The organism is Streptomyces bullii (assembly GCF_042657145.1).
Lineage (GTDB): Bacteria > Actinomycetota > Actinomycetes > Streptomycetales > Streptomycetaceae > Streptomyces > Streptomyces bullii.
On the sequence record NZ_JBHSNY010000002.1, the window covers coordinates 615610 to 640968 of the forward strand.

Annotated in this window: 23 protein-coding genes and 2 pseudogenes; 10 read left to right on the forward strand and 15 right to left on the reverse strand. The window is 73.5% G+C overall.

Annotation, left to right across the window (positions count from 1 at the left end):
- Nucleotides 1–78: 78 nt before the first annotated feature.
- On the forward strand, nt 79–1365 hold the full coding sequence (locus ACFPZJ_RS06915) for a GNAT family N-acetyltransferase (protein WP_381018656.1): 1287 nt from the start codon (nt 79–81) through the stop codon (nt 1363–1365).
- Between the two features lie 47 nt (nt 1366–1412).
- Here ACFPZJ_RS06915 and ACFPZJ_RS06920 read toward each other — a convergent pair whose 3' ends face one another.
- Nucleotides 1413–2636: a trans-sulfuration enzyme family protein gene (locus tag ACFPZJ_RS06920; RefSeq protein WP_381018657.1), complete on the reverse strand. Its 1224-nt coding sequence runs from the start codon at nt 2634–2636 to the stop codon at nt 1413–1415.
- 60 nt (nt 2637–2696) lie between these two features.
- Between ACFPZJ_RS06920 and ACFPZJ_RS06925 the strand changes: the two genes are divergently transcribed.
- A complete protein-coding gene (locus ACFPZJ_RS06925) occupies nt 2697–3188 on the forward strand; it encodes an Lrp/AsnC family transcriptional regulator (protein WP_381018659.1) in 492 nt (163 codons plus the stop codon).
- Between the two features lie 32 nt (nt 3189–3220).
- Nucleotides 3221–4912 (forward strand): DUF885 domain-containing protein, encoded by a 1692-nt coding sequence (locus ACFPZJ_RS06930; protein WP_381018660.1) that lies wholly within the window; start codon nt 3221–3223, stop codon nt 4910–4912.
- Between the two features lie 317 nt (nt 4913–5229).
- Here the strand turns inward: ACFPZJ_RS06930 and ACFPZJ_RS06935 are convergent, their stop codons facing one another.
- Both ACFPZJ_RS06935 and ACFPZJ_RS06940 read right to left on the reverse strand, forming a co-directional pair.
- Complete coding sequence (locus tag ACFPZJ_RS06935) at nt 5230–5748, reverse strand: immunity 21 family protein (RefSeq protein ID WP_381018662.1); 519 nt, start codon at nt 5746–5748, stop codon at nt 5230–5232.
- 132 nt (nt 5749–5880) lie between these two features.
- Nucleotides 5881–6477: a TetR/AcrR family transcriptional regulator gene (locus tag ACFPZJ_RS06940; RefSeq protein WP_381018997.1), complete on the reverse strand. Its 597-nt coding sequence runs from the start codon at nt 6475–6477 to the stop codon at nt 5881–5883.
- A gap of 165 nt (nt 6478–6642) precedes the next feature.
- Between ACFPZJ_RS06940 and ACFPZJ_RS06945 the strand changes: the two genes are divergently transcribed.
- Complete coding sequence (locus ACFPZJ_RS06945; protein ID WP_381018999.1) at nt 6643–7533, forward strand: NAD(P)-dependent oxidoreductase; 891 nt, start codon at nt 6643–6645, stop codon at nt 7531–7533.
- Nucleotides 7534–7581: 48 nt separating this feature from the next.
- On the opposite strand, the pseudogene ACFPZJ_RS06950 reads toward ACFPZJ_RS06945, so the two are convergent.
- From ACFPZJ_RS06950 to ACFPZJ_RS06975, 6 genes and pseudogenes are all read right to left on the reverse strand, one after another.
- Nucleotides 7582–7736: pseudogene (locus tag ACFPZJ_RS06950) on the reverse strand (substrate-binding domain-containing protein); the annotation flags it as partial.
- 412 nt (nt 7737–8148) lie between these two features.
- The gene (locus ACFPZJ_RS06955) at nt 8149–11133 is read right to left on the reverse strand and encodes an AAA family ATPase (RefSeq protein ID WP_381018664.1); all 2985 of its coding nucleotides are present in this window, start codon (nt 11131–11133) and stop codon (nt 8149–8151) included.
- 31 nt (nt 11134–11164) lie between these two features.
- Nucleotides 11165–12328 (reverse strand): exonuclease SbcCD subunit D, encoded by a 1164-nt coding sequence (locus ACFPZJ_RS06960; RefSeq protein ID WP_381018665.1) that lies wholly within the window; start codon nt 12326–12328, stop codon nt 11165–11167.
- A gap of 118 nt (nt 12329–12446) precedes the next feature.
- The gene (locus ACFPZJ_RS06965) at nt 12447–13073 is read right to left on the reverse strand and encodes a YigZ family protein (RefSeq protein ID WP_381018668.1); all 627 of its coding nucleotides are present in this window, start codon (nt 13071–13073) and stop codon (nt 12447–12449) included.
- Nucleotides 13074–13275: 202 nt separating this feature from the next.
- Nucleotides 13276–13818, reverse strand: a complete 543-nt coding sequence (locus ACFPZJ_RS06970) for a SixA phosphatase family protein (protein ID WP_381018669.1) — start codon at nt 13816–13818, stop codon at nt 13276–13278.
- On the reverse strand, nt 13815–14579 hold the full coding sequence (locus ACFPZJ_RS06975) for a hypothetical protein (protein ID WP_381018671.1): 765 nt from the start codon (nt 14577–14579) through the stop codon (nt 13815–13817). The genes ACFPZJ_RS06970 and ACFPZJ_RS06975 overlap by 4 nt, the downstream gene beginning before the upstream one ends.
- A gap of 143 nt (nt 14580–14722) precedes the next feature.
- Between ACFPZJ_RS06975 and ACFPZJ_RS06980 the strand changes: the two genes are divergently transcribed.
- The 3 genes from ACFPZJ_RS06980 to ACFPZJ_RS06990 all read left to right on the forward strand — a co-directional run bounded on the left by ACFPZJ_RS06980 (nt 14723) and on the right by ACFPZJ_RS06990 (nt 18301).
- Nucleotides 14723–15130: a CoA-binding protein gene (locus ACFPZJ_RS06980; RefSeq protein WP_381018673.1), complete on the forward strand. Its 408-nt coding sequence runs from the start codon at nt 14723–14725 to the stop codon at nt 15128–15130.
- Nucleotides 15131–15308: 178 nt separating this feature from the next.
- On the forward strand, nt 15309–16949 hold the full coding sequence (locus tag ACFPZJ_RS06985; protein ID WP_381018675.1) for an APC family permease: 1641 nt from the start codon (nt 15309–15311) through the stop codon (nt 16947–16949).
- A 134-nt stretch (nt 16950–17083) separates the two neighbouring features.
- Entirely contained in the window at nt 17084–18301 is a 1218-nt protein-coding gene (locus ACFPZJ_RS06990; protein WP_381018676.1) for a 4-hydroxybenzoate 3-monooxygenase, read from the forward strand.
- Nucleotides 18302–18331: 30 nt separating this feature from the next.
- Here the strand turns inward: ACFPZJ_RS06990 and ACFPZJ_RS06995 are convergent, their stop codons facing one another.
- Entirely contained in the window at nt 18332–18691 is a 360-nt protein-coding gene (locus ACFPZJ_RS06995; protein ID WP_381018677.1) for an ArsR/SmtB family transcription factor, read from the reverse strand.
- A gap of 74 nt (nt 18692–18765) precedes the next feature.
- Here ACFPZJ_RS06995 and ACFPZJ_RS07000 point away from each other — a divergent pair, with 74 nt between their 5' ends.
- The gene (locus ACFPZJ_RS07000; RefSeq protein WP_381019001.1) at nt 18766–19947 is read left to right on the forward strand and encodes a cation diffusion facilitator family transporter; all 1182 of its coding nucleotides are present in this window, start codon (nt 18766–18768) and stop codon (nt 19945–19947) included.
- A gap of 30 nt (nt 19948–19977) precedes the next feature.
- On the opposite strand, the gene ACFPZJ_RS07005 is transcribed toward ACFPZJ_RS07000, so the two are convergent.
- Together ACFPZJ_RS07005 and ACFPZJ_RS07010 are read right to left on the reverse strand one after the other, a co-directional pair.
- On the reverse strand, nt 19978–20535 hold the full coding sequence (locus ACFPZJ_RS07005) for a YbaK/EbsC family protein (RefSeq protein WP_381018680.1): 558 nt from the start codon (nt 20533–20535) through the stop codon (nt 19978–19980).
- A 32-nt stretch (nt 20536–20567) separates the two neighbouring features.
- On the reverse strand, nt 20568–21140 hold the full coding sequence (locus ACFPZJ_RS07010) for a helix-turn-helix domain-containing protein (protein ID WP_381018682.1): 573 nt from the start codon (nt 21138–21140) through the stop codon (nt 20568–20570).
- 95 nt (nt 21141–21235) lie between these two features.
- Between ACFPZJ_RS07010 and ACFPZJ_RS07015 the strand changes: the two genes are divergently transcribed.
- Nucleotides 21236–22093, forward strand: a complete 858-nt coding sequence (locus tag ACFPZJ_RS07015; protein WP_381018684.1) for an EamA family transporter — start codon at nt 21236–21238, stop codon at nt 22091–22093.
- Nucleotides 22094–22234: 141 nt separating this feature from the next.
- Here ACFPZJ_RS07015 and ACFPZJ_RS07020 read toward each other — a convergent pair whose 3' ends face one another.
- Nucleotides 22235–23047, reverse strand: coding sequence for an acyltransferase (locus ACFPZJ_RS07020; protein WP_381018686.1), 813 nt, complete (start codon nt 23045–23047; stop codon nt 22235–22237).
- 107 nt (nt 23048–23154) lie between these two features.
- On the opposite strand from ACFPZJ_RS07020, the gene ACFPZJ_RS07025 reads away from it, so the two are divergent.
- Nucleotides 23155–23682, forward strand: coding sequence for a gamma carbonic anhydrase family protein (locus ACFPZJ_RS07025; protein WP_381018688.1), 528 nt, complete (start codon nt 23155–23157; stop codon nt 23680–23682).
- Between the two features lie 79 nt (nt 23683–23761).
- Here the strand turns inward: ACFPZJ_RS07025 and ACFPZJ_RS07030 are convergent, their stop codons facing one another.
- Both ACFPZJ_RS07030 and ACFPZJ_RS07035 read right to left on the reverse strand, forming a co-directional pair.
- Nucleotides 23762–24406, reverse strand: a complete 645-nt coding sequence (locus ACFPZJ_RS07030) for a DedA family protein (RefSeq protein WP_381018690.1) — start codon at nt 24404–24406, stop codon at nt 23762–23764.
- A 193-nt stretch (nt 24407–24599) separates the two neighbouring features.
- Nucleotides 24600–25211 (reverse strand): annotated as a pseudogene (locus tag ACFPZJ_RS07035) (phosphoketolase family protein); the annotation flags it as partial.
- Nucleotides 25212–25359 lie beyond the last annotated feature (148 nt).

Genomic DNA, 25359 nt, shown 5'->3' on the forward strand with positions numbered 1-25359 from the left:
GGCCTCTTTACCCATCAGTCACAATGCGTTCGTGATCACGCAACACGATTCCTTCACAGTGGCTGCATGAGTCGAGACATGTCTGATGTGACGCGCACGAACAACGGTTGCCTCACGCACCACTGGCAGCGGATGGCCACGGCCTTCCGCGCCTGGCGGGAACGGCGCCACGACCACGCACCGCCGAGGCTCGATACCGGTGCCCGGCCGCTGTCCGCCGTTCAGCAGGCCGGGCCGTCCGCCCCGTCGGCCCCGGTCACCGCCGGGGAGACCGTGCTGTGGCGGATGCGGACGACGGTGAAGGACGCACCGGGCTCGCTGGCCGCGCTGTGCACGGCCCTGGCCGAGCGTCGGGTCGACATCCTGAGTCTGCAGACGCATCCGCTGGCGGCGGGCACGGTGGACGAGTTCCTGCTGCGTGCCCCGGGCGAGCTGGCCGCCGACGGGATCACCGACGCGGTGTCAGCGGCGGGCGGCGCCGACACCTGGATCGAGCGGGCCGATGCCCACGACCTGGTCGACGCCCCGACCCGCGTGCTGGACCTGGCCGCCCGTACCGCCCTGGACGCGGCGGAACTGCCGCTGGCGCTGCGGCAGTTGCTGGGCCGGTGCACGATCCGTTCGCTGCCCGCCGAACCGGTCCACGGCCGGGCGCCCGAGGGGGTGCCGGTCGAAGGGGCCCTGGAGGACACCGTGATGCGGCTGCGTGCCCCGGAAGGCGGAGTGATCACCGTGGAGCGGCCGTATCTGCCGTTCACGCCGACCGAGTTCGCCCGGGCCCGGGCGCTGGTGGAGCTGGACTCCCGGCTCGGCCCGCGCCTGCCGCGCGGCCGGGACGTGCTGACGCTGCCCGAGGGCGGTGACATCACCGTGCGCCGGGCCGACACACGCGATCTCCGGGCCGCGCGGGAGATGCACGAGCGGTGCTCGGAGCGGACCTTGAAGATGCGGTACCACGGGCCGGTCGGCGACGCGGACCGCTATCTGAACCACCTGCTCAGCCCGCGTTTCGGCCGCACCCTGGCGGTGCAGACCGCCTCGGGGCGCGTCGTCGGCCTCGGTCATCTCCTGTGGGACGGCGACGAGACGGAGGTCGCGCTCATCGTCGAGGACGCCTGGCAGCGGCGGGGCATCGGCGGAGAACTCCTCAACCGGCTGGTGGCGATGGCGGCGGAGGCGGGCTGCGCCAGTGTGTACGCCGTGACGCAGGCGTCCAACACCGGCATGGTGGCCGCGATGCGCGGCCTCGGTCTCCCCCTCGACTACCAGGTCGAGGAGGGCACCCTGGTGATCACGGCCCGGCTGGCGGCGGCCCCGGTCACGGCGGGCCTGCCGTACGACACCGAGCGGATCGGGCGCGACTAGTCCCGGGAAGGTGACGGCCCGGCGGAACGCGCCGGGCCGTCGTCCGTTCAGGCTCCGAGCGCCGCCAGGGCGGACCGCTCTCCCAGCGCTCCGTCCAGGTCGGCCCACAGGTCGTCGACGTCCTCCAGCCCCACCGACAGGCGCAGCAGCCGGTCGCTCACGCCGGCCTCGCGCCGGTCGTCGGCGTCGACGATGCGGTGGCTGATGGACGCCGGGTGCTGGATGAGCGTGTCCACGCTGCCGAGACTCACGGCCGGGGTGATCAGACGGACCCCGGCGATGATCTCGTGCGGATCGCCGTGCACCTCGAAGGAGACCATCGCGCCGCCGATGCTCGGGTAGTGGACACGGGCCACGCGCGGGTCGGCGGCCAGACGGCGGGCGAGTTCGGCGGCGTTCGCGGAGGCGGCCCGCACCCGCACCGGCAGCGTCGAAAGGCCCCGCAGGAGCAGATAACCGGCCAGCGGATGCAGCACGCCGCCCGTGGCGAACCGCACCTGCCGCAGCCGTCCCGCGAACTCCTCGTCGCAGGCCACCACGCCCGCCAGCACATCCCCGTGCCCGCCCAAATACTTGGTGGCGCTGTGCAGCACCAGCCGTGCCCCCTGCTCGGCGGGCCGCTGAAGGACGGGCGTGGCGAAGGTGTTGTCGACGAGCAGCGGCACGGATCCGCAGGCGTGGGCGACGGCCCGCAGATCGATCTCGGCCAGGGTCGGATTGGCCGGGGACTCGACCAGCACCAGCCCGGTGTCCGGACGCAGCGCGTCCGCGATGCCGGCCGGATCGGTCCAGGTCACCTCCGAGCCGAGCAGCCCGGCGGTCAGCAGATGGTCGCTGCACCCGTACAGGGGCCGTACGGCCACGACGTGCCGCAGTCCCGTCGAGGCCCGGGCCAGCAGCACGGCGCTCAGCGCGGCCATGCCGCTGGCGAACGCGACAGCGGCCTCGGTGCCCTCCAGCCGGGCCAGCGCGGCCTCGAACCGGGCCACGGTCGGATTGCCCAGCCGCCCGTACACCGGCGGGCCGTCCGGCTCCGCGCCGGTGGTGGCGAAGGCGTCGATGCGGGCGGCCTCGCCGCGGCTGTCGTACGAGGGGTAGGTGGTGGACAGGTCGATCGGCGGGGCGTGCAGCCCCTGTCCGGCGAGGTCGTCCCGGCCGGCGTGCACGGCCTCGGTGGCGAGTGCTCTCGATGCGGTACGTACGGCGTCGTGGCTGCGTACGTCGTCGTGGGTGCCTACGCCGTCGTAGGCGCCCCTGCTCACGGTCTCCATGGACGGAAGGGTGAACACCGACCGGGTCAGAGGGTGCGCGGCCCGTGCTACGTTCGGCCAGTGGCTGAATCTGTCGTACTGGATCCGGTGGATCTCCATCTGTTGCGGCTGTTGCAGAACGACGCCCGGACGACCTACCGGGACCTCGCCGCGCAGGTGGGGGTGGCGCCGTCGACCTGCCTGGACCGGGTGACCCGGCTGCGCCGCTCGGGCGTGATCCTCGGGCACAGGCTGAAGCTCGATCCGGCCAAGCTGGGGCGGGGCCTGGAGGCGCTGCTGTCGGTGCAGGTCCGGCCGCACCGGCGGGAGCTGGTGGGGCCGTTCGTGGAGCGGATCCGCGCGCTGCCGGAGTCACGGACCGTCTTCCACCTGACCGGGCCGGACGACTACCTGGTGCATGTCGCCGTCGCGGACATGGCGGACCTGCAGCGACTGGTCCTGGACGAGTTCACGGCCCGGCGCGAAGTGGCGCGCGTGGAGACCCGGTTGATCTTCCAGCAGTGGGACTGCGGCCCCCTGCTGCCGCCTTCGCCCACGGCTCAATCCGGGTGACGTCCAAAGGTCGGCGTACGAGGATGGTCGGCATGTCAGAGATCACCAGCACGCTGCCCCGTCAGGTCGCCGACACGTACGTCGACGAGCTCGTCGCCCTCGATCCGATCACCGGTACGTTCCTCGGCGTGCAGGAGAGTTCCAGCCGTCTGCCCGACACGTCGCCGGCGGGCCAGGAAGCGCTCGCGGAGCTCCAGCGGGCCACCCTCGCGCGGCTCGACGAGGCCGAGCGGCGGCCCGGCGCGGACAGTGACATCGAGCGCCGGTGCGCGCGCCTGCTGCGGGAGCGGCTCACCGCGGAACTCGCCGTGCACGAGGCCGAGGAGGGCCTGCGCTCCGTCAGCAATCTGAGCTCCGTCGCGCACTCGGTGCGCCAGGTGTTCACCGTGACGCCGGTGCGGACCGAGGAGGACTGGGCGGCGGTCGCCGAGCGGCTGCGCGCGGTCCCGGCCGCGCTGGAGGGCTACCGGGAGTCCCTGGCGCTGGGTCTGGAGCGGAAGCTGTACGGCGGGCCGCGCGCCACCGCCACGTTCGTCGGGCAGCTCGGCGAGTGGGCGCCCACCGACGGGGCCGGGCCCGGCTGGTTCGAGCAGTTCGCCTCCGCCGGTCCCGAGGCGCTGCGGTCGGAGCTGGACGCGGCGGCCCGCTCGGCCACCGAGGCCGTCGTCGGGCTGCGCGACTGGATGCGGGACGTGTACGCGCCCGCCGTCGAGGGAGCCCCGGACGTCGTGGGCCGTGAACGGTACGCCCGCTGGGTCCGCTACTTCAACGGCACCGACCTCGACCTGGACGAGGCGTACGCGTACGGCTGGTCCGAGTACCACCGGCTGCTCCGCGAGATGAGGCAGGAGGCCGAGAAGATCCTGCCGGGCGCGGCCACACCGTGGGTGGCGCTGGCGCACCTCGACGAGCACGGCACGCACATCGAGGGCGTCGACGAGGTGCGGCAGTGGCTGCAGTCCCTGATGGACGAGGCGATCGACGCGCTCGACGGCACCCACTTCGACCTGGCCGAGCGGGTGCGCCGGGTGGAGTCCCGCATCGCCCCTCCGGGCAGCGCCGCCGCGCCGTACTACACGCCGCCCTCCGACGACTTCTCCCGACCGGGCTGCACCTGGCTGCCGACCATGGGCGAGACGCGCTTCCCGGTCTACGACCTGGTGTCGACCTGGTACCACGAGGGCGTGCCCGGCCACCACCTGCAGCTGGCCCAGTGGAAGCACGTCGCCGAGGACCTCTCCCGCTACCAGGCCAGCGTCGGCATGGTGAGCGCCAACGCCGAGGGCTGGGCCCTGTACGCGGAGCGCCTGATGGACGAGCTGGGCTTCCTGACGGATCCGGAGCGCCGGCTCGGCTACCTGGACGCGCAGATGATGCGGGCCGTGCGCGTCATCATCGACATCGGCATGCACCTGGAGCTGACGATCCCGGGCGACTCGCCCTTCCACCCCGGCGAGCGCTGGACACCCGCGCTGGCACAGGAGTTCTTCGGCGCGCACAGCAGCCGCCCCGCGGACTTCGTGGAGAGCGAGCTGACCCGCTACCTGTCCATGCCGGGCCAGGCCATCGGCTACAAGCTGGGCGAACGCGCCTGGCTGCTGGGCCGGGAGAAGGCCCGCGAACGGCACGGCGACGCCTTCGATCCGAAGGCCTGGCACATGGCGGCCCTCTCGCAGGGCTCCCTGGGCCTGGACGACCTGGTGGACGAGCTGTCGCAGCTCTGACACCCCCGGACCGGACCGGCGGCGACAGCCGCCCTCCGGGTCGAGGCCCTGCCCGGCGCCCCGCTCCGCCTCGTCCGTGGTGAGCCACGCGAGGAGGCGGGCGGGGGTCGTCCTCACGAACCGGTGCTTCCACTGCCCCGTGTGCGCGACGTCGTCGCCGGCGAGCAGGCGCGGGAAGTGCGATGTGCCCGAGCCGTCGGAGCCTGAGGGGCTGGCGGCGTCGGGCGGGCGCCGCGACCACGGCCGCCGCGACCGCATCGGCCCCCAGCGTGCCGGCCTGGGAGCACCCGCCGGGCTGAGGCCCGCGGCTTGCCGGGCTATCGGTGCGCGAGCCGGCGTAGTTGGACGAGCCCCAGCCAGGTCTCCGGGCCGGGCCGCACCTGGGCCGCGCGGACGGTGTACCTGCCGGGCTCCAGGACCACCCGGACGTGGTCGGTGTGCGGGGAGTCGGCGCCGGGCCAGGCCGCGTCGAACAGCAGCACCGCGCCCGGCACGTCCCAGCGCACCTCCGGTTCCCACTCCGCGGAGTGCAGGGCCGCGGGCACCCGGGCCAGCAGCTCGTCCTCGGAGTCGCCGGCGCACCACCGTACGAAGGTGCCGTGGTCGGGCAGGAAGGCGGTGGAGGCGGGTTCGTCGCCCAGCACCAGCGCGGTGGCGTCGCCGACCGGGAGGAGCCCGACGTGTCCGTCCACCTCGCAGGCCCGGTCGTAGTCCGAGGCCGTCTCCTCGCCGTCGGCGCCCGTCCAGAACGGCAGGACCGTCTCCGGCACCGCGACGAGCGGCCCGCCGCCCGACTCGACCCACTCCACCGTGCCCGGCTCCGCGTATCGCACCATGCGGCAGAACCTACAGGGCCGACACCCTTGGCCCGCGCGCGGGTTCAGCAGCCGCGACGCCGCGCGCCGAGGGGGCGGTCAGCGGGTCGACGACGCTGTGCGGCACCCGTCGTCCTTCAGCAGGCAGGCCGGTCAGCCGTCCTCGCTCACCGCCGCGTCGAGGAGCGGGCCGAGTTCCCGGGCCACGGCCGTCAGCGCACGGACGTCCCGCTCGGCCCGGGCGATGAGGATGGCCCCCTCCAGAGCACTGATCATGAGTGTGGCGAGCGCCCCGGCCCGCTCCTCGGGCACGCCCATGTCCGCCAGGGCCCGGGCGACCGCCCCGGTCCAGGTGGCGAACGCGGCGGACGCGGCCTCCCGTGTGGAGGGGACCGACTCCGCGCAGTCCACCGTGGCCGCCGCCACCGGGCAGCCGCCCGCGAAGCCGGCCGTCTCGTACTCGTCGGTCCACTGGCGCACCATCTCGGCGAACAGCCCGCTCGGCGTCGGCTCGGGCAGCGCGGCCAGGAAACGGGCGACACGGCCTCCCGCGTACCCGCCCGCCCAGCCCACCGCCTCGTTGACCAACTGCACCTTGCCGCCGGGGAAGTAGTGCTGGAGCGACCCGCGCGGCGCGGCGGCATCCGCGGCGACCTCACGCATGCCGGTGGAGGCGACCCCCTCGCGCCGGATGAGCTGGGCCGCACTGAACACCATCCGCTCGCGCGGCCCTCGCCCGGCCACCGCCATCGTCGACCTCCCGCCCACCCTGTCGCGTGTGTTCGGGCACCACTCTATGACCGCCGTCATGACATCCCCTACTATGACCGCTGTCATAGTCAGTGGCGACAGCGACAGCGACAGCGGCGGCTCGGCCTCGGGGTGAGCGGCGTGAGCCAGGAAAGGCGGCACATCGTGGCGTACGTGGGTTTCGTCGGCCTCGGGGTCATGGGACAGCCCATGGCGCTCAACCTCACCCGCGCGGGGACACCGCTCGTCGTCTGGAACCGCACCGCCGGCCGATGCGAGCCCCTGCGCGCGGCCGGCGCCGAGGTGGCGGCGAGCCCCGCCGAGGTCTTCGACCGGGCCGGCACCGTGATTCTGATGCTGGCCGACGAGGCCGCGATCGACGCGGTGCTGGGACGCGGCGGCCCGGACTTCGCCGCGCGCGTCGCCGGACATCTGGTCGTCCACATGGGCACGACCTCGGCCGAGTACTCGGGCGGCCTCCAGGACGACATCCGGGCGGCGGGCGGACGGTATGTCGAGGCCCCGGTCTCCGGCTCCCGCGTCCCGGCCGAGCGGGGCGAGTTGGTGGGGATGCTGGCGGGCGACGACGATACGGTGGCGGCCGTACGTCCCCTGCTCGCTCCCATGTGCCGCAAGACGTTCGTATGCGGCACGGTCCCGGGCGCGTCGCTGATGAAGTTCTCGGTGAACCTGTTCCTGATCACGCAAGTCACGGGGCTGGCCGAGGCGTTCCACTTCGCCGGCCGGCACGGGCTGGACCAGCGCCTGCTGCGGGACGTCCTGGACGCGGGTCCGATGGCCAGTGCCGTCTCCCGGGTCAAGGCCCCGAAGCTGCTGGACCGCGACTTCACCGTCCAGGCGGCGGCCGCGGACGTGCTGAAGAACAACCGCCTGATCGCCGAGGCCGCCCGCAAGGCCGGCGCGGCCTCCCCGCTCCTCGACGTCTGCCACGCCCTCTACGGCGAGACCGTCGACCAGGGCCACGGCGGCGCGGACATGGTGGCCGTGCTGCGCGCCCTGGAGGCCCGGACCGAGGGCACCGCACCACGCCGCTGACCCGCGCCTGCCGCTCCTGGCCGGCGAACGGCGGCCGTCCCGTCCGGGTCACGCGGGCGGGGCCGTGGTGCCACGCACGACGAGGCGTGGGGTGAGGACGACCTCGCGGGGCTGGGTGCGTCCTGATCTAGGCGTTCGACGGCGGCGGTCACGGCGTGCCGGGCCTGTTCCCGGACGCTCTGGCTGACCGTGGTCAGGTTGAAGACTCCGGCCGGCCATGCCGGCTCCGATCACCGCGACGGAGAGGAGTTGGGCGGACGTGGTCATGGCGGTCCCCCGGCGCCGACATCCGCGGCGTGCTCGACACCTCCTTCACCCGCGTGCCCGCCGACGCCCCGGCAAGGTGCCCACCGGCTACGGCTTCTGGTGCAACGCCTGGCCCGAGAACCCGGCGTGGAAGTTCGTCGCCGTCGGCCTCGGCAACGACGTGCCCTTCTGGACGGAGTTCCTGCGCGCCCTCGCCGAGATCGACCCGGACATGGCCGTCAACATCACACGAGGACGCCGTCTGCTCCCGGACCGAAGGACTCGCCCTGGCCGCCAAGAACCTGCACAGCGCCGCGGCAGGTCTGTGATCCGGGGCGTGTGCGGCCCCGCTCAGGTTCGATCCCGGCCTCAGCCGACGCCGCGCTGCCGCAGCACCGATCCCGACCGGCCCTTCACCACCTCCAGTTGGGCGTGGATCCGCCTCCGCAGATCGGCGACATGGCTGACGATGCCGACGCTGCGGTCGCGTTCGCGCAGGGAGTCGAGGACGTCGAGGACCTCGTCGAGGGTCTGGTCGTCGAGGCTGCCGAAGCCCTCGTCGATGAAGAGCGTGTCCAGCCGGACCCCGCCCGCCTCGTCGGTGACCACGTCCGCGAGGCCGAGGGCGAGGGCGAGCGAGGCGAAGAAGGTCTCGCCGCCCGACAGGGTCGCCGTGTCGCGTTCCCGGCCGGTCCAGGCGTCGACGACGTGCAGCCCCAGGCCGCTGCGGCCGCGCCCCGTGCGGTCGTCGGAGTGGACGAGGGTGTAGCGGCCGGACGACATGCGCTGCAGCCGTACGGTCGCGGCCGCGGCCACCTGTTCCAGGCGGGCCGCCAGCACGTACGCCTCCAGGCGCATCCGGCGTTCGTTGTCCGCCGAGGTGCCCGCGGCGAGGCCGGCCATACGGGCCACGCGGTCGTACTCCTCGCGCAGCGGCCCGAGGCGTCGTACCGCGGCGGCGGCCCGTGCGGAGAGCCGGTCCAGTTCGGCGCAGCGACGGGCGGCGGCGTCGCGCGCGGAGGCCGCCTCCCTCACCCGCCGCTCGGCCGCGGCGGCGGCCTGTTCCGCCGCCGTGAGGTCGGCGGGCGGCTGCTGTGCGGCGGCCGCGGTGTCGGCCTCGGCGAGGACGGCGCGGACGGCGGCCTCCTCGTTCTGCCACGCGTCCAGCCGCCGTTGCAGGTCGCGGTGGGCGGCGTCGTCGAGGAGGGCGGCGGCAGCGGCCTGGGGGGTGTCGAAGCCGGCTCGGAACGCGGCGTCGGCGAGCCGGGCGTCGGCGTCCTTCAGCCGCTGGGCGGTGTCCTCGGCGACGCGGGCGGCGTCGGCGGCGTCGGTGAGCAGCGACGCCCGCCGCTCCAGCTGAGCGGCGCGCGCGGCGACGCTGTCGGCCTCTCCCCGGGCCCGGGCCAGCGTCTCCTCCAAGGCGGTCCGTTCCTCGTCGAGGGCTTCCCGACGGGAGGTGCGGGAGGCCGCCCGTACCGCGGCCTGCTCACGGGCGGCCGTGCGCCGCTCGCGCTCCTGCTCGGCCTGGCGCAGTTCCTCGCCGGCGACATGCAGGTCGGAGGCGGCACCGCGCGCTTCCGTGTACAGAAGCTCCAACTCCTCCAGATCGGAGGCCAGTTGAGAGGTGGGCGCGTCGCCCGCCTCCGCCTCGGCGGCGGCCAGGGCCCGCTGGACGGCGCCGAACCGCTGCTCGGCCTCGGTGTGCCGTTCCTCCGCCTCCTGGTAGGCGGCCAGTGCCCGTTCCTCCGCCTCGCGGTCGACGTGCCCGGCGTCCTTCCGGGCGGGCGCGGGGTGGTCGGTGGCGCCGCACACGGCGCACGGTTCGCCGTCCCGGAGGCCGGCGGCCAGTTCGGCGGCGATGCCGTTCAGTCGCCGTTCCTTCACCTCGAGCCAGTGCGCCTTGGCCTCGAGGACCCGCTCGTGCATGAGGCGGGCCTGTTCTCCCGCCTGCTCGGTGTCGCCTGCCAGCTGGTCGCGCAGCCGCGCGGCTTTCAGCCGCCGCTGCGCGGGCTCGCGCCGGACGGCGAGCTGCTCGGCCCGGGCGGCGGCCTCCCGCGCGGACTCGATGCGGGCCTGGAGCCCGGCGCGGGTCTCCTCCCAGCCGCTGAGCCAGTTCTCCGCCTCGGCCAGGACCTCCTCGTCGGCGCGCTGCTGCCGGTCCAGGTCGGCGCGCTCGGCGACGAGTTCGGCGAGCCGCCGCTCGGCGCGGCGGGCCGACTGCAGTCCGCCTAGTTCCTCGGCGGCCCGGCGGGCCGCGGTGGCGAGCCCGGCCGCGCCCGCGTCCGCGAAGGCCTTCGGCAGCTCGGCACGCGCGCGTGCCTCCTCGCCGGCCGCCCTGCGGTGCTCGGCCTCGGCGGCCTCCCGCAGTTCCAGGGCGGGCGCCACCGCCTCGGCCTTCCGGGCCCGCTCCATGCGCGCCTGCGCCTCGCGGTAGGCCTCGGCGCGCGATTCCAGTACCCTGGCCCGCTCCCGCGCATCGGCGAACCGCCGCTGCAGACGGTCCCGTTCGCGTACGTCGTCCAGGGCGCGGTCGGCTGCGGCCCGGGCGGACTCGGCGGCGGCGAGCCGGCAGTGCGCGATGGTGAGCTGTTCGCGGGCGGTGCTGCGGGCGACGGCGGCGGCTCCCAGTACGGTGTCGGCCACGCCCGGCTCGCCCGGCGTCAGCTTTGGCAGGTCCATGGCGTCGCCCGCGGCCTGCTGCATGCGGTGCGCGTCGGCGAGCAGGGCGGCGTCGCCGTCCCGCACCTGGGCCTCGGTGCCGCGCCGGCGCTCGGCGAGGCGCTTCTCGACCTCGGCGAAGCGGCGGGTGTCGAACAGCCGGCCCAGCAGCCGGCCGCGTGCTTCGGCGTCGGCGCGCAGGAACCGGGCGAAGTCGCCCTGGGGCAGCAGCACGACCTGGCAGAACTGCTCCCGGCTCATGCCGAGCAGCTGCGTGATCTCCTCGCCGATCTCCTGGTGCGAGCGGCTGAGGTCCTTCCAGGTACCGGCCGTGGCGTCGTACTCGCGCAGCCAGGTCTGGGCCTTGTCGACGGTCATGCCCTTGCCGCGCAGCTTCGGGCGCTCCCACGGCGGCTGCCGGGTGATCTCCAGACGGCGCCCGGCGAGGGTGAGGTCGAGGGTGACCTGCGTGCGCGTGCCGGGCGCGGCGTGGTCGCTGCGCAGGACCACGCCCTGCCGGGCGCCGGGCACCGATCCGTACAGCGCGTAGCACACCGCGTCCAGCACGGACGTCTTGCCCGCGCCGGTGGGGCCGTGCAGCAGGAAGAGCCCGGCCGCCGAGAGGGCGTCGAAGTCGACGGTCTGGGACCCCCCGAAGGGCCCGAACGCCGTGATGTCCAGCCGGTGCAGCCTCACCCGGTCACCCCCCTGTCCTGGGTGCGCGGCGTCACCGCGCCACCTCCCGCACGGCCTCGTCCGCGCGGACGGCGTCGAACGCGTCGCGCAGCACGGCCTGTTCGTCGGCGTCGGGTCCGGCGCCGCGCACGTGGGCGACGAAGTCCTCGGCGATCTGCTGGTCGCTGCGGCCGGCGAGGCGCCGGGCGTACGACACCCCGGGTTCGTCCGGGGCCCGCTCGGGCTCGAAGACGAGGCTGAGGGTGTGCGGGAAGCGCTCGGTGAGCCGGGCCATCGGGTCGGCGGGACGGACCGGGTCGGTGAGGGTCGCCTCGACCCACGCCTCCTCGTGCCGCGCCAGTTCCGGATCGGCGAGCAGTTCCTCCAGCGGCCCCCGGATCCGGGCCAGGGCGCGCGGCACCGGGCAGTCGACGCGCTCGGCGGTGATGGCCCCGTCGGGGCCGAGGTCGACCAGCCACATGCTCTTGCGGTGCGCGGCCTCCGAGAAGGAGTACGGCAGCGGGGAGCCGGAGTAGCGGACGCGCTCGGTGATGGTCTGGCAGCCGTGCAGATGCCCCAGCGCCACGTAGTCGACGCCGTCGAACACCGCGGCGGGCACGGCGGCCACGCCGCCGACGGTGATGTCCCGCTCGCTGTCGCTGGGTTGGCCCCCGGTGACGAAGGCGTGCGCGAGGACGACGGAACGCGTCCCGCGCGCGCGTGTGGCGAGGTCGGCGCGGACGCGGTCCATGGCGGCGGCGAGTACGGCCTCGTGGCCCGCCTTCGCCACGCCGAACTCGTCCTTGACGAGGGCGGGTTCGAGATAGGGCAGTCCGTAGAACGCCACGGCGCCGTGGGCGTCGGACAGCACCACCGGTGTGCCGCACGCCGACGGCTCGGTACGCAGATGGATGCCCGCGCGCCGGATGAGGCCGGCGCCGACGCCGAGGCGGCGGGCCGAGTCGTGGTTCCCGGAGATCATCACCGTCGGCACTCCGAGTCCGGCGAGGCGGTGCAGGGCGTCGTCGAACAGCTCGACCGCGGCGAGCGGCGGCACCGCCCGGTCGTACACGTCGCCCGACACGACCACCGCGTCCACGCCGCGCTCGCGCACGGTCGTGACGAGGTGGCCGATGAACTCGGCCTGGGCATCGAGCATGCCGACCCGGTGGAAGGGCCGGCCCAGATGCCAGTCGGACGTGTGCAGGAGTCTCATGATCCCCGAGACTAACGGCAGGGTCTGACAGCACGGGCGGTTACTCCCGTATCGCCCTGTCATGACCCAGGGGGCACCTGGCCGTTATGCCCGCTTCAGCCCTGTTCTCTCTGGATCGTCAGGCGTCGCCGTAGGCCTCTCCGCCCAGTTCGAACCGTGCCGTCCCGGCGGTGACGTCGGCCAGCCAGGCCCGGAAGGCGTCCACGTCGGCGTCCGGCAGCCCGATCTCCATCGTGACGGCCTCGCCGTAGCGCACGTCACGGACCTCCCGGCCGGTGGCGCGCAGGTCGTTCTGCACCTTCCCGGCGCGCTGGTGGTCGACGGTGACCATGGCCAGCCTGAAGCGCCGTCGGGTGAGGGTGCCCAGAGCGTCCAGCGCCTCGCCGACCGCTCCGCCGTACGCCCGGATCAGTCCGCCCGCACCGAGTTTGACCCCGCCGTAGTAGCGGGTGACGACCGCGACGACGTACCGCATGTCGCGGCGCAGCAGCATCTGGAGCATGGGGACGCCGGCGGTGCCGCCCGGCTCGCCGTCGTCGCTGGCCTTCTGCACGGAGGCGTCGGCGCCGATGACGTACGCCCAGCAGTTGTGGGTGGCGTCGGCGTGCTCCTTGCGCACGGCGGCGATGAAGTCCTGGGCCTCCTGCTCCGTGGCCGCCGGGGCGAGCGCGCACAGGAAGCGGGAGCGGTTGACCTCGGTCTCGTGCACACCCGCGCGGGCGACCGTGCGGTACTCGTCCTGCATCCCGCCAGCCTAATCCGTGGTTGACGGCTCCCGAGGGAGCGGGCTCGGGCCGTTCGCGTACGGGACTGTGATGCCTCTGGCCAGCCGGGTCTGCGGAGATCTCCGCATCCTCTGGATGCGGTGGGAACGCAGAAGCCGACGTGGACCACGTCACGGCATAGCGACGTGAGGTGGCGGTGCGTACCCTGCGGTGCCCGTCCGGCTACCGCTTCTCGCCCCGCGGCACGGTCACCGACGTCAGGAGCGCCGTGCCCGGGGCGAGGTCCCGCCAGCCGGCGCCGCGCCAGGACAGCACGGCGATCGCCGAGGTCGGGAACTTCGCCCGGACCCGTTCCAGCGTGTCGTCGAGGCCGTCGGCGGACAGGTCCAGCACCAGGTCCTCCAGGCCCGGGTTGTGCCCGACGAGCAGGAGGGTGTCGACCTCGGAGGGCACCTCCTGCACGACGGCCAGCAGCTCGTCGGCGTCGGCGGCGTACAGCCGCGGGTCGAGGCGCACCTGCGGAGGGGTGCCCCACTGGGCGGCGACGAGCTCCCAGGTCCGGCGGGCGCGCACGGCGGTGGAGCACAGCGCGAGGTCCGGCAGGCAGTCGGCCTCGGCGAGCGCCCGGCCGGCGGCCGGGGCGTCCCGCAGCCCGCGCGGGGCGAGGGGACGCTCGTGGTCGCTCACGCCCTCGGGCCGGGCGGACTTGGCGTGCCGCAGGACGACCAGGCGGCGCAGCGGGCCCGCGCCCGCACGCTCGATCACGCCGGGGTTCCCAGGTCGCGGGTGAGGTCGAGGCCCAGCAGCCGGTCCGCGTAGGCGTACGTCTCGAAGCGGGCGCCGTCCGGCAGGTCCGGCTCGTTCTCCACCCGGCGCAGGACGCGGAGCACTCCGGGGACGTCCAGGTCGTCCTCCCAGGCGGCACGGAGCTGCCCGCGCACCTCGTCGGGGATCGGCCGGGAGGGCCGGTGCGCCCAGGCGGCCACCGCGCGGCGCCAGTGCGCGAGTGCCGCGCCGGCGTCGGCGAGGACGGCGGCGTCGAGCCGTGCGGGGGTGTCCCGGCGCCGGGAGAGCAGGGCCAGGCGCAGGGCGATGGGGTCGGTGCCCTCCGGTGCCGCCGGTGCCGCCGGGTCGACGTGCGCCACCGCGATCCGCACCCCGTCGGGTTCCACACCGCCCTCGCCCACCACATGGATGACCTGGGCTTCGCCGAGTCCGGCGCTGACGTCCCGGCTGCCCTCGAAGGGCCGGATGCCGAGGGCGGCGGCGCTCGCCCGCAGCTCCGCCTCCTCGCGTCCGCCGGTCAGCAGGGCCCACACGGGCGTGCCACCGAGTTCCAGGGCACGGACCAGCAGGTCGGCGACGAGCAGCACGCGAAGGTTCGTGGTGTCGAAGGCCGGCGCGTGCACCTCGACGCGGGTCAGGCCCCGGCGGGCCGGGGCGGCGTCGACGAGTGCGCCGGTTCGGGCGTCGGTGATGCGCAGCACGAGGCGAGCGTAGGCGGACGAGGGGGCCGTTGCAGGCATGTCGGGGGTTCGCGCACCGGATTTCCCGACCGCGTCCATGGACGACCGGCTCCGGCAGGCGGTCGCCCGCCGTCCGGGAATCACCGCGCGCGGTGCGTCGTTGTGCGGACGACAGCTGTTTCCCCCCTCCGAGGAGGCCGCCGGTGCACGGCGACGAGGCAACGGTCCGCAGGATCCTCACCGAGCTCGGCGACACCTGGGCCGTGGTCGGCCTGTCATCGAACCAGCGGCGCGCGGCGTACGGCGTCGCCGACGTGCTGCAGCGCTACGGCAAGCGCATCGTGCCCGTACATCCCAAGGCGGAGACGGTGCACGGCGAGCGGGGGTACGCGACCCTCGCGGACATCCCCTTCGACGTGGACGTCGTCGACGTGTTCGTGAACAGCGACCTGGCCGGGGCGGTCGCGGACGAGGCGGTCGCGAAGGGCGCCAGGGCCGTGTGGTTCCAGCTCGGCGTCATCGACGAGGCCGCCTACGGACGCGCACGCGCCGCGGGCCTGGAGATGGTGATGGACCGCTGCCCCGCGATCGAGATACCGCGACTGCGGTAAGCCGCAGGGTTTTCACCGCGCCCAGAATTCCTGAAACACCGTCCAGGAAATACCCGCAGGCGAGTCAAGAATGCTCCTGCGCTCTTCGGCGGTACGACGCACCATTCCTAATCTGAGGCCTCTTGTAGGTGCCGCGTGGGTGCACGCACCCGTGCCGTTGTGAGAGGCCCCTTGAATTATGGTGAGCGTCGGCCAAGCGATCCCGGAGACACAAGGGGACCCCGGCGGCCTGCGGCGGGACGTCGGGCTGATCGGGCTGATGTGGGCGTCGGTCGGTTCCATCATCGGTTCCGGCTGGCTGTACGGCGCCAAGAACGCCGTGGTGATGGCAGGACCGGCGGCGATCATCTCGTGGGTGATCGGCGCCGTGGCGATCGTGCTGCTCGCGCTGGTCCATGCCGAACTCGGCGGCATGTTCCCGGTGGCGGGCGGCACGGCACGCTATCCGCACTACGCGTTCGGCGGGCTGGCCGGTATGTCCTTCGGCTGGTTCGCGTGGCTGCAGGCGGCGACCGTGGCGCCGATCGAGGTCGAGGCCATGATCGGCTACCTCGGCCACTGGGACTTCGCGAAGGGCCTGGAGCACCAGCCCTCCGGCACGCTGACGACCAGCGGGTTCCTCCTGGCGGTCGTGTTGATGGCCGTCTTCGTGGCGGTCAACTTCCTCGGCGTGCGGGTCCTCGCCCACACCAACAGCGCCGCCACCTGGTGGAAGGTCGCCGTCCCCCTGGCCACGATCTTCATCGTCGCGGCCCTCCACTTCCACCCGGGCAACCTGACGTCGGAAGGGTTCGCCCCGGACGGGGCCAAGGGGGTGCTCAGCGCGATCAGCACCAGCGGCATCATCTTCGCCCTGCTGGGCTTCGAGCAGGCGATCCAACTGGCGGGCGAGAGCCGGGACCCCGAGCGGGACCTGCCGCGCGCGACGATCGGCTCGGTCGCGGTCGGCGCCGTCATCTACGTCCTGCTCCAGGTCGTGTACATCGCCGCGCTGCCGCACAGCACCTTCGCGCACGGCTGGGCCAGGCTGAACTATCCGGGGGTCGACGGCCCTTGGGCGGGGCTGACCACGCTGGTGGGCCTCGGCTGGCTGAGCGTCGTGCTGTACCTGGACGCCGTGGTCTCCCCCGGCGGCACCGGCCTGATCTACACCACGGCCACCTCACGCATCTCCTTCGGCCTGTCGAAGAACGGCTACGCGCCGAAGGTGTTCGAGAAGACCGACCGGCGGGGCGTGCCGTGGTTCGGCCTGATCCTGTCCTTCGTGACCGGCGTGGTCTGCTTCCTGCCCTTCCCGAGCTGGCAGAAGCTGGTCAGCTTCATCACCTCGGCGAGCGTCCTGATGTACGCGGGCGCGCCGCTGGCGTACGGCGTCTTCGCCGACCGGCTGCCGCACCACCCGCGCCCGTACCGCCTGCCCGCCGGCCAGGTGATCGCCCCGCTGTCCTTCGTGGTGGCCAACCTCATCATCTACTGGGCGGGGTGGGACACCCTGTGGCGGCTGGGTGTGTCGATCGTGCTCGGCTATCTGCTGCTCGGCGGATACGCCTGGTACGCCACGCGCAAGGGCCTGCCCGACGCGCCCCGGCTGGACTTCAGGGCCGCGCAGTGGCTGCCGTTCTATCTGGTCGGCCTGGGCCTGATCTCCTGGCAGGGCGGCTTCGGCGGCCGGGGCACCATCGGCCTGTGGTGGGACATGCTGGTCGTCACGGCCTTCTCCCTCACCGTCTACTACTGGGCGCGGGCCACCGCCTCGCGTCCCGAGGAGATCGAGCGGAGCATCGAGGAGGTCGCGGTCACCGAGGCGCCGGCGCACTGACCTGGTCCGGCGCGCACTGGCCCGGTCCAGCACTCCGGCCCCCGCCCCGCGCGCACCGCCCGCCCCGCGCGGGACGTGTGCCGTCGGCCACGGATCGGACTTGGTGGCCGACGGGACGCGGTCATAATGCTCGCGTGACCCCTGCCTCGGTAGACCCCAACTCCCCTTCTCCGCAACGCGTAGCGGTCGTCGTCGTGGGCGCGGGACCGGCCGGCCTGACCGTCGGCAACATCCTGCGGACCGCCGGCCTCGACTGTGTGGTCCTGGAGACCGAGACCCGTGAGTTCATCGAGCAGCGGCCCCGGGCCGGGGTCATCGAGGAGTGGTGCGTCCGGGGCCTGGAGAAGCGAGGCCTGGCGGACACGCTGCTGCAACGGGCGCAGCGGCACACCGAGTGCGAGTTCCGTTTCGACGGGCACCGCCACCGCCTGCGGTACGTGGACCTGACGGGGCAGCACCACTACGTGTATCCGCAGCCGTTGCTGGTGACCGACCTGGTGCGGGAGTACGCGGACGTACGGGGCGGGGACATTCGCTTCTCGGTGCGGGACGTCCGCCTGCACGATCTGGACACCGACCGGCCGTCGGTGTCGTACCTCTGCCCGGACACAGGGGAACGGCAGGTGCTGCTCTGCGACTTCGTGGCGGGTTGCGACGGGGCGCGCGGCGTCACCCGCGCCGCCGTGCCGCCGGAACGCGTCCGCGTCGCCCGCCACGACTACGGCATCGGATGGCTGGCGCTGCTCGCCGAGGCGCCGCCGTCCTCGGACTGCGTGGTGTTCGGCATCCATCCGCGCGGGTTCGCCGGGCACATGGCCCGCAGCCCCGAGGTGACCCGCTACTACCTGGAGGTCCCGCCCGGAGACGACCCGGACGACTGGCCGCACGAACGCGTCTGGGCCGAGCTTCAGCAGCGCCTGGCGACGGACGCACCGCCGCTCACGGAAGGGAGGCTGATCGAGAAGCGCGTGCTGGACATGCACAACTACGTGGTCGAGCCCATGGTGTTCGGCCGCCTCTTCCTCGCCGGCGACGCGGCCCACCTCACCGCGCCGATAGCGGCCAAGGGCATGAACCTCGCCCTGCACGACGCCTTTGTCCTGGGCGACGGTCTCGTCGCGTACCTGACGCAGGGCGACGGCACCGGACTGACCACCTACTCGGAGGCCTGCCTGACTCGCGTGTGGGATTACCAGGAGTTCTCCCTGTGGCTCTCCGAGATCTACCACGGCACGTCGTCCGGCGACCCCTACCGAGCGGCGACCACGCTCGCCCGTCTCCGCCGTGTCTTCACGTCCCCGACCGCGGCTGTCGCGTTCGCGGAGCAGTTCCTGGGCCCGCGCGCCGGCTGATTCGGGCCGAGGACGGCACCGACGCGCCTGTCACGGGTGCACGGGCCGGTCGGTGATCCGGTGGTCCGCCACGCTGAGCGCCTCGTCCACCAGGCGGCGCAGGTGGCCGTCGCGCAGTGCGTAGATCACCCGGCGGCCGTCCTTGCGCGTGGTCACCAGACCCGCGAGACGCAGCCGCGCCAGGTGCTGGCTGACGGCCGGCCGGGCCGCCCCGCACGCCTGCGTGAGCGTGGTGACGTCGGCCTCGCCGCGGGTCAGGGCATGCAGCAGGGCGAGACGGGTGCGGTCGCCGAGCAGGGCGAGCAGTTCGGCGGCGAGCGCGAACTGCTCCTCGCCGGGGGTGCGCGAGTGCGCATGGTATGCAGGTGACAGGTGCATGCGTGCGTTCATGCGCACATAATGGCTCCGTGGGCACCACGGCGTCCACCTCCGCGCAGCGGACCGCGCACCGGAAGGGGAACCACGTGAGCGACCGGCACGACGACGAGCACGGGCACGACAGCGGGCACGGGCACGCCCCTCGGCACGGCCATGGGCCCGGACACCCCGAGACACACGGACACGGACACACCGACGGACACCGACACGCACACGCACACCGCCGTGGTCACGGCCACCCCCCTCGTCACGCCCCCGACGCCGCCGAAGCCTCCCGTCGGCACCGCCCGGCCCGCCGCCTGCGCCACCTCCTCACCCCCCATTCCCACGAGACCGCCGACAAGCTGGACTCCGCCCTGGAGTCCTCGGCCCGCGGGATGCGGGCGCTGTGGGTCTCCCTGGCCGTGCTCGGTGTGACGGCGCTGGCGCAGGCGGGCGTGGTGGTCGCCTCCGGCTCGGTGGCGCTGCTAGGGGACACGGTGCACAACGCAGCCGACGCGCTGACCGCCGTACCGCTCGGGATCGCCTTCGTGCTGGGCCGGCGCGCGGCCACGCGCCGCTTCACCTACGGCTACGGGCGCGCCGAGGACCTGGCGGGTCTGGTGATCGTGCTGACGATCGCCGCGTCGGCGGCCTTCGCCGGCTGGACGGCGATCGGCCGGCTCCTCGACCCGCGCCCCGTCGAGCACGTGCCGGCGGTCGCCGTCGCCGCGCTCGTCGGCTTCGCGGGCAACGAGTGGGTGGCCCGCTACCGGATCCGCGTCGGCCGCGCGATCGGCTCGGCCGCGCTGGTCGCCGACGGGCTGCACGCGCGCACGGACGGTTTCACGTCGCTGGCGGTGCTGCTGGGTGCCGGCGGTGCTGCGCTGGGCTGGCACCTGGCCGACCCGATCGTGGGGTTGGCGATCACGGCCGCGATCGCGCTGGTGCTGCGGGACGCGGCACGCGAGGTGTTCCGCCGGGTGATGGACGCCGTGGACCCGGCCCTGGTGGACCGCGCCGAGCGGGCGCTGGGGGAGGTGGCGGGTGTGCGCGAGGTGGGCGAGCTGCGGCTGCGCTGGATCGGCCACCGGCTGCGTGCCGAGGTGGCGGTCGTCGTGGACGGCGAGGCGACGGTACGGCAGGCCCACCGCATCGCCGTCGAGGCGGAACACGCCCTGCTGCACGCCGTACCGCGCCTGTCCGCCGCCCTGGTGCACGCCGATCCGGAACCGGCGCCGGGCGAGGCGGACCCGCACCTGGTGCTGGCCCACCACGCGACGGCCTGACGGCGCGGGCCGCGTGGCCGGGCGGGCCGGTCAGGCGACTCCGAGGCCCTCCAGCACCACGGCGCCGGGCAGCTCGGCGAACGCCTTGCCCGGCACCAGCAGCTTTCCGCGCCGCCGGCCGCTGCCCACCAGGACGTACGGGAGGTCGACGACGGCCGCGTCCACCAGCACCGACCAGCCCTCGGGCAGGCCGATCGGCGTGATGCCGCCGTACTCCATGCCGGTCTCCCCCGTCGCTGTGTCCATCGGCGCGAAGGATGCCTTGCGGGCGCCGAGTTGGCGGCGGACGACGCCGTTGACGTCGACCCGGGTGGTGGAGAGCACCACGCACGCGGCGAGTGTGGTCCCCCCGCCCCGCTTGCCCGCGACCACCACGCAGTTCGCGGACCGCTCCAGCAGGTCCTGCCCGTAGTGCTCCACGAAGACGGAGGTGTCGGCCCAGCGCGGATCGGTGTCGACGTAGAGGATCTGACCGGCGGGCACGCTGCCGCTCCAGTCGCGTACGGCGTCGGCGACCGGGCCGATCAGTTCGCCGAGGCAGTCGGGGGTGGGCGTGGCGTGGTCGAAGTCTCCGATGGGTGCGCGCATATGAGCACGCTAGCAACCCGGGACGGCCGGGCTCAGCGCACGGGCGGCACCGAAACGGCCATGACCATGTCCATCGGTACGTCGCCGGTGTTGCCGTAGGTGTGCGGGGCGTTGGCCTCGAAGGAGGCGCTGGCGCCCGCCGGGACGCGGTACTCGACGCCCTCCACGGTGAGGGTCAGCTCACCCGCGGTGACGTGCAGCAGCTCGACCGTGCCGGTGGGGTGCGGGTCAGAGGTGCTGTACTCGCCCGGCATCAGCCGCCACTGCCACATCTCCAGCGGGCCCGGCGCCTCGGTGCCGGCGAGGAGGAGGTTGTAGCCGCCGGCCTCGCTGTGCCACAGCCGTACGGCCTGGTCGGCGGGGACGACACGGACCTTCGGGCCCTGCTCGTAGTCGAGGAGCGTGGTGATGCTGACGCCCAGGGCGTCACCGATCTTGACGACGGTGCCGAGGCTGGGGTTGGTGCGCGACTGCTCGATCTGGATGAGCATGCCGCGGCTGACACCGGCGCGGGCGGCGAGCACGTCGAGGGTGAAGCCGCGCACCGCGCGCCAGTGCTTGACGTTGCGCGCCAGGGACTGGGTCAGCAGGTCGAGGTCCGACACATTCCGTCCAATATTCTGTATGACGTAGTTCAGTGAAGTGCACTATGATGTGGTGCACTTGATCGTTCACTGAACTGTACTGCGAGGACGACTCCATGACCGCACTCTTCGCCCTGGCCACCAGCTTGCTGTGGGGACTGGCCGACTTCGGCGGAGGGCTGCTGACCCGGCGCACTCCCGCGCTCACGGTGGTCGTCGTCTCGCAGTCGCTCGCCGTGGTGGTGCTCGGCGCGATCGTGGTCGCGACCGGCGGCTGGAGCGAGGCGGGCCCGCATCTGTGGTTCGCGGTGGGTGCCGGGCTGGTGGGTCCGGTAGCGATGCTCGCCTTCTACAAGGCCCTCGCGCTGGGGCCGATGGGCGTGGTCTCGCCGCTCGGTTCGCTCGGCGTGGCCGTACCGGTCGCGGTGGGCCTCGTGCTGGGCGAGCGACCCGGGGTGCTGCAGGTCGTCGGCATCCTGGTCGCCGTCGCCGGGGTCTGCCTCGCGGGCGGGCCGCAGTTCCGGGGCGCCCCGGTCCAGCGTCAGGCCATCGTCCTGACCCTTCTGGCGGCCTTCGGCTTCGGCGCGGTGATGGCCCTGATCGCCGAGGCGTCGACCACCCTCACCGGACTCTTCCTCGCGCTGTTCGTGCAGCGGGTCACGAACGTCGTCGCGGGCGGCCTGGCCCTGTCGGTCTCCGTACGACGCGGCTCCCCGGCCCTGCCCTCGGACGGCTTCCCGTGGCGGTCGCTGCCGGCGCTGGCCTTCGTCGGCCTCGCGGACGTGGCCGCCAACGGTACGTATGTGATCGCGGCCCAGCAGGGGCCGGTGACCGTGGCCGCGGTGCTCGCCTCGCTGTACCCGGTGGTGACGGCCCTGGCCGCGCGGGGTTTCCTCAGCGAACGGCTGCGGGCGGTCCAGGCCGCGGGCGCGGGACTGGCCCTGGTGGGGACGGTACTGCTGGCGACGGGCTGAGCCCGGGCATCGGGGCCGGTCCCGAACACCAACCCTGAGCCCGGGCGCGAGCATCGGGGCCGAGCCCGAACCCTGAGCCCGGGCGTCAAGGCCGACCCAGGCGTCAGCGCTGGACCCGGCGTCAGCGCTGAGCCCGGGCCGTCAGGACTCCGGGCCCAGCCCCGCGAGCCGGTCGGCAGGCCGGCCACCGGTCGACTCGTCCTCCCGCTCGGCGAGCCGGGCCGCCGCCGCCTCGTCCAGCTCCGACAGGGCGCGCAGCTGCTCGGGAGTGACGCCCTCGGGGATCGGCACGGGCGCCGGGGTGCGCAGCGGCGGCTGCCAGCCGTCGGCTGGCGTCCAGCGCCGTACGACCCGCGCGGGCGCACCGGCCACCACGGCGTGGTCGGGCACGGTCCCCCGCACCACCGCACCGGCGGCCACGACGACGTTCCGCCCGATCCGCGCGCCGGGCAGGATCACCGCCCCCGTGCCGATCCAGCACCCGGGGCCGATCTCCACCGGTTCCATGCGCGGCCACTGCTTGCCGATGGGTTCGTGCGGGTCGTCGTACGAGTGGTTGGTGGAGGTGACGTAGACGTACGGGCCGAAGTAGCAGTCGCTGCCGATGGTGACCGTCGTGTCGGCGATGACGTGGCTGCCGCGACCGAGGACGACTCCGTCGCCGATGCGCAGGATCGGCTCCGGGCCGAGGTCGAGGTCGGGCATCAGCCCCGCGGTGAGGGTGACCTGTTCGCCGACGATGCAGTGGGCGCCGAGGTGGATCCACGGTTCGCCGAAGACCGTGCCGAGCGGGAAGGCGAGTCTGGTACCTGTTCCCATGGCCCCGAACCGGAAGCGGCCGGGGTGTTCGGCGGTGACGGAGCCCGTGCGCTGCACCCAGGCCCAGCCCGCGTGGACGGCGCGCTGCACGAGGCGGCGCCGCCAGGATGAGAACGTGTTCTTGCGCTTCGGCACCCGCTCACCGTACTCAGCGCACGCCGCGGCCATGAGGAGGGAGGGCTGTGATCTTCACCCCACCGGGTGGCGTACGGTGCGGTTGTTCACGACGTTGGGAGGCGGACATGGCACAGCGGGCGTTGATCGCGGGGATCGGCGGCAGGGAGCCGAAGGTTGATTCCGGGGCGTTCGTGGCGCCGACGGCCACGGTGATCGGGGACGTGACGGTCGGTGCGGCAGCGAGCGTCTGGTACGGGGCGGTGCTGCGCGGTGATGCCGAGCGGATCTCCGTGGGCGCGAGCAGCAACGTGCAGGACAACTGCACGCTCCATGCGGATCCGGGATTTCCGGTGACCGTCGGGGAGCGCGTCTCCATCGGGCACAACGCGGTCGTGCACGGCGCGACCGTGGAGGACGACTGCCTGATCGGCATGGGGGCGACGGTGCTGAACGGCGCCGTGATCGGCGCGGGCTCCCTAGTGGCCGCTCAGGCGCTGGTGCCGCAGGGCATGCGGGTCCCTCCGGGGTCGTTGGTGGCGGGCGTGCCGGCGAAGGTGAGGCGCGAGCTCACCGAGGAGGAGCGGCAGGGGATCACCCTCAACGGGACCATGTACGCGGAGTTGGCCGGGGCGCATCGCGAGGTGCACGGGTAGGCCGTGGGGGGCCGTGGGGCCGGGTGCGGGCCGTGGGGGCCGGTCGCGCGGTGCCCCGCCCCCCTCAACGGGGCGTTCTCTACTCCCCGGCGGGAACGGGTTCCGGCTGCTGGTGCGCGCTCTGCGCCTTCTTCGCCTTGCGCTTGAGGACCAGCATCGAGGTGAGGCCGACGAGCACCGCCGCCACCAGGCCCAGCCACGAGAACCGCTTCAGCCAGGACTCCGCGACGATGCCGACGTAGTAGATGACCGCCGTGGTGCCGCCCGCCCACAGGATGCCGCCGAAGACGTTGGCGATCAGGAACTTCCAGTACGGCATGCGCAGCACGCCCGCGAGCGGGCCCGCGAAGATGCGGAGCAGGGCGACGAAGCGGCCGAAGAAGACGGCCCACATGCCCCACTTCTCGAACGAGCGCTCGGCGGTGGCGATGTGCCCCTCGCTGAAGTGCTTGGGGAACTTCCCGCCGAGCCAGGCGAGCAGCGGGCGTCCGCCCTTGCGGCCGATGGCGTAGCCGATGGAGTCGCCGATGATCGCGCCGGCGGTGGCGCAGGCCCCGAGGACGACGGGGTTGATGTCGCCGTGCTGGGAGGCGAGCAGCGCGGAGGAGACCAGAATGATCTCGCCAGGCAGCGGGATGCCCAGGCTCTCCAGGCCGATGACCACTCCCACCAGCGCGTAGACGGCGACCGCGGGTACGGTCTCGAGCCACTCCTGGACGTGCACCGCCGCATCCTCCCGATGTGTTGTCCTGCGTTCCCGTGCGCGCCCGGACACAGGCGTACGAACGGGAAGCCTACCGGGTCACAAGACGCCTCCCGCGGCTCACGCGTTCCAGTTCCACTCCGCCACCTCGGGCAGGTCGGTGCCGTGCTCGCGGATCCAGGCGTGGTGGCGGGTGCGCGTCGGCCATCCGCTGGACGGCGCCGTCGTGGACCGGGTCGAGGAACTTGGTGGAGTGCCAGGAGGCGGCCAGCGGACCGGTCTTCGCCTCGCCGTCGCCGATCACGCACGCGACCAGCAGCTCGGGGTGGTCTAAGGCGGCGCCGTAGGCGTGGGCGAGGGAGTAGCCGAGCTCGCCGCCCTCGTGGATCGAGCCGGGGACCTCCGGGGCGACGTGGCTGGGCACGCCGCCGGGGAACGAGAACTGCCGGAACAGCCGCGCCATGCCGGTCGCGTCCCGCGAGACGTCCGGATACGTCTCGCTGTAACTGCCTTCCAGCCAGGAGTTGGCCAGCACGGACGGCCCGCCGTGACTCGGCCCCCAGATGCACAGCGCGTCCAGGTCACGCGCCTTTATCACCCGGTTTGAGGTGGGTGTACACGAGGTTCAGTCCGGGCGAGGTCCCCCAGTGGCCCAGCAGCCGGGGTTTGATGTGCTCGGCCTGAGGGGCTCGGTCAGCAGCGGGTTCGCCAGCAGGTAGATCCGCCCGGCTGCCAGGTAGTTGGCGGCCCGCCAGTGGGCGTCCAGGGTGCGCAGTTCCTCGTCGGTCAGTACGGTCCGGCTGACCTGGTGGTGGGCCTCGGGCATGGGGACTCCGTCAGGCATCGGGGGGCTGCAGGTCGGTACCGGTCGAGGGGTACCAGTTTCCGTCCCACCGATGCCCGTAGGCGGGCGCACAGCGGCAACCGGCGCAATCCAGGCACCGACCCGGGCGCCCACACCGGGGACGGCCCCG

Bases quoted from the DNA above. Each gene is read 5' to 3' on its own strand.
- ACFPZJ_RS06915 (WP_381018656.1), top strand. From the start codon at position 79: ATGTCTGATGTGACGCGCACGAACAACGGTTGCCTCACGCACCACTGG.
- ACFPZJ_RS06920 (WP_381018657.1), bottom strand. From the start codon at position 2,636: ATGGAGACCGTGAGCAGGGGCGCCTACGACGGCGTAGGCACCCACGAC.
- ACFPZJ_RS06930 (WP_381018660.1), top strand. From the start codon at position 3,221: ATGTCAGAGATCACCAGCACGCTGCCCCGTCAGGTCGCCGACACGTAC.
- ACFPZJ_RS06935 (WP_381018662.1), bottom strand. From the start codon at position 5,748: ATGGTGCGATACGCGGAGCCGGGCACGGTGGAGTGGGTCGAGTCGGGC.
- ACFPZJ_RS06940 (WP_381018997.1), bottom strand. From the start codon at position 6,477: ATGGCGGTGGCCGGGCGAGGGCCGCGCGAGCGGATGGTGTTCAGTGCG.
- ACFPZJ_RS06960 (WP_381018665.1), bottom strand. From the start codon at position 12,328: ATGAGACTCCTGCACACGTCCGACTGGCATCTGGGCCGGCCCTTCCAC.
- ACFPZJ_RS06965 (WP_381018668.1), bottom strand. From the start codon at position 13,073: ATGCAGGACGAGTACCGCACGGTCGCCCGCGCGGGTGTGCACGAGACC.
- ACFPZJ_RS06975 (WP_381018671.1), bottom strand. From the start codon at position 14,579: ATGCCTGCAACGGCCCCCTCGTCCGCCTACGCTCGCCTCGTGCTGCGC.
- ACFPZJ_RS06985 (WP_381018675.1), top strand. From the start codon at position 15,309: ATGGTGAGCGTCGGCCAAGCGATCCCGGAGACACAAGGGGACCCCGGC.
- ACFPZJ_RS06995 (WP_381018677.1), bottom strand. From the start codon at position 18,691: ATGAACGCACGCATGCACCTGTCACCTGCATACCATGCGCACTCGCGC.
- ACFPZJ_RS07005 (WP_381018680.1), bottom strand. From the start codon at position 20,535: ATGCGCGCACCCATCGGAGACTTCGACCACGCCACGCCCACCCCCGAC.
- ACFPZJ_RS07015 (WP_381018684.1), top strand. From the start codon at position 21,236: ATGACCGCACTCTTCGCCCTGGCCACCAGCTTGCTGTGGGGACTGGCC.
- ACFPZJ_RS07025 (WP_381018688.1), top strand. From the start codon at position 23,155: ATGGCACAGCGGGCGTTGATCGCGGGGATCGGCGGCAGGGAGCCGAAG.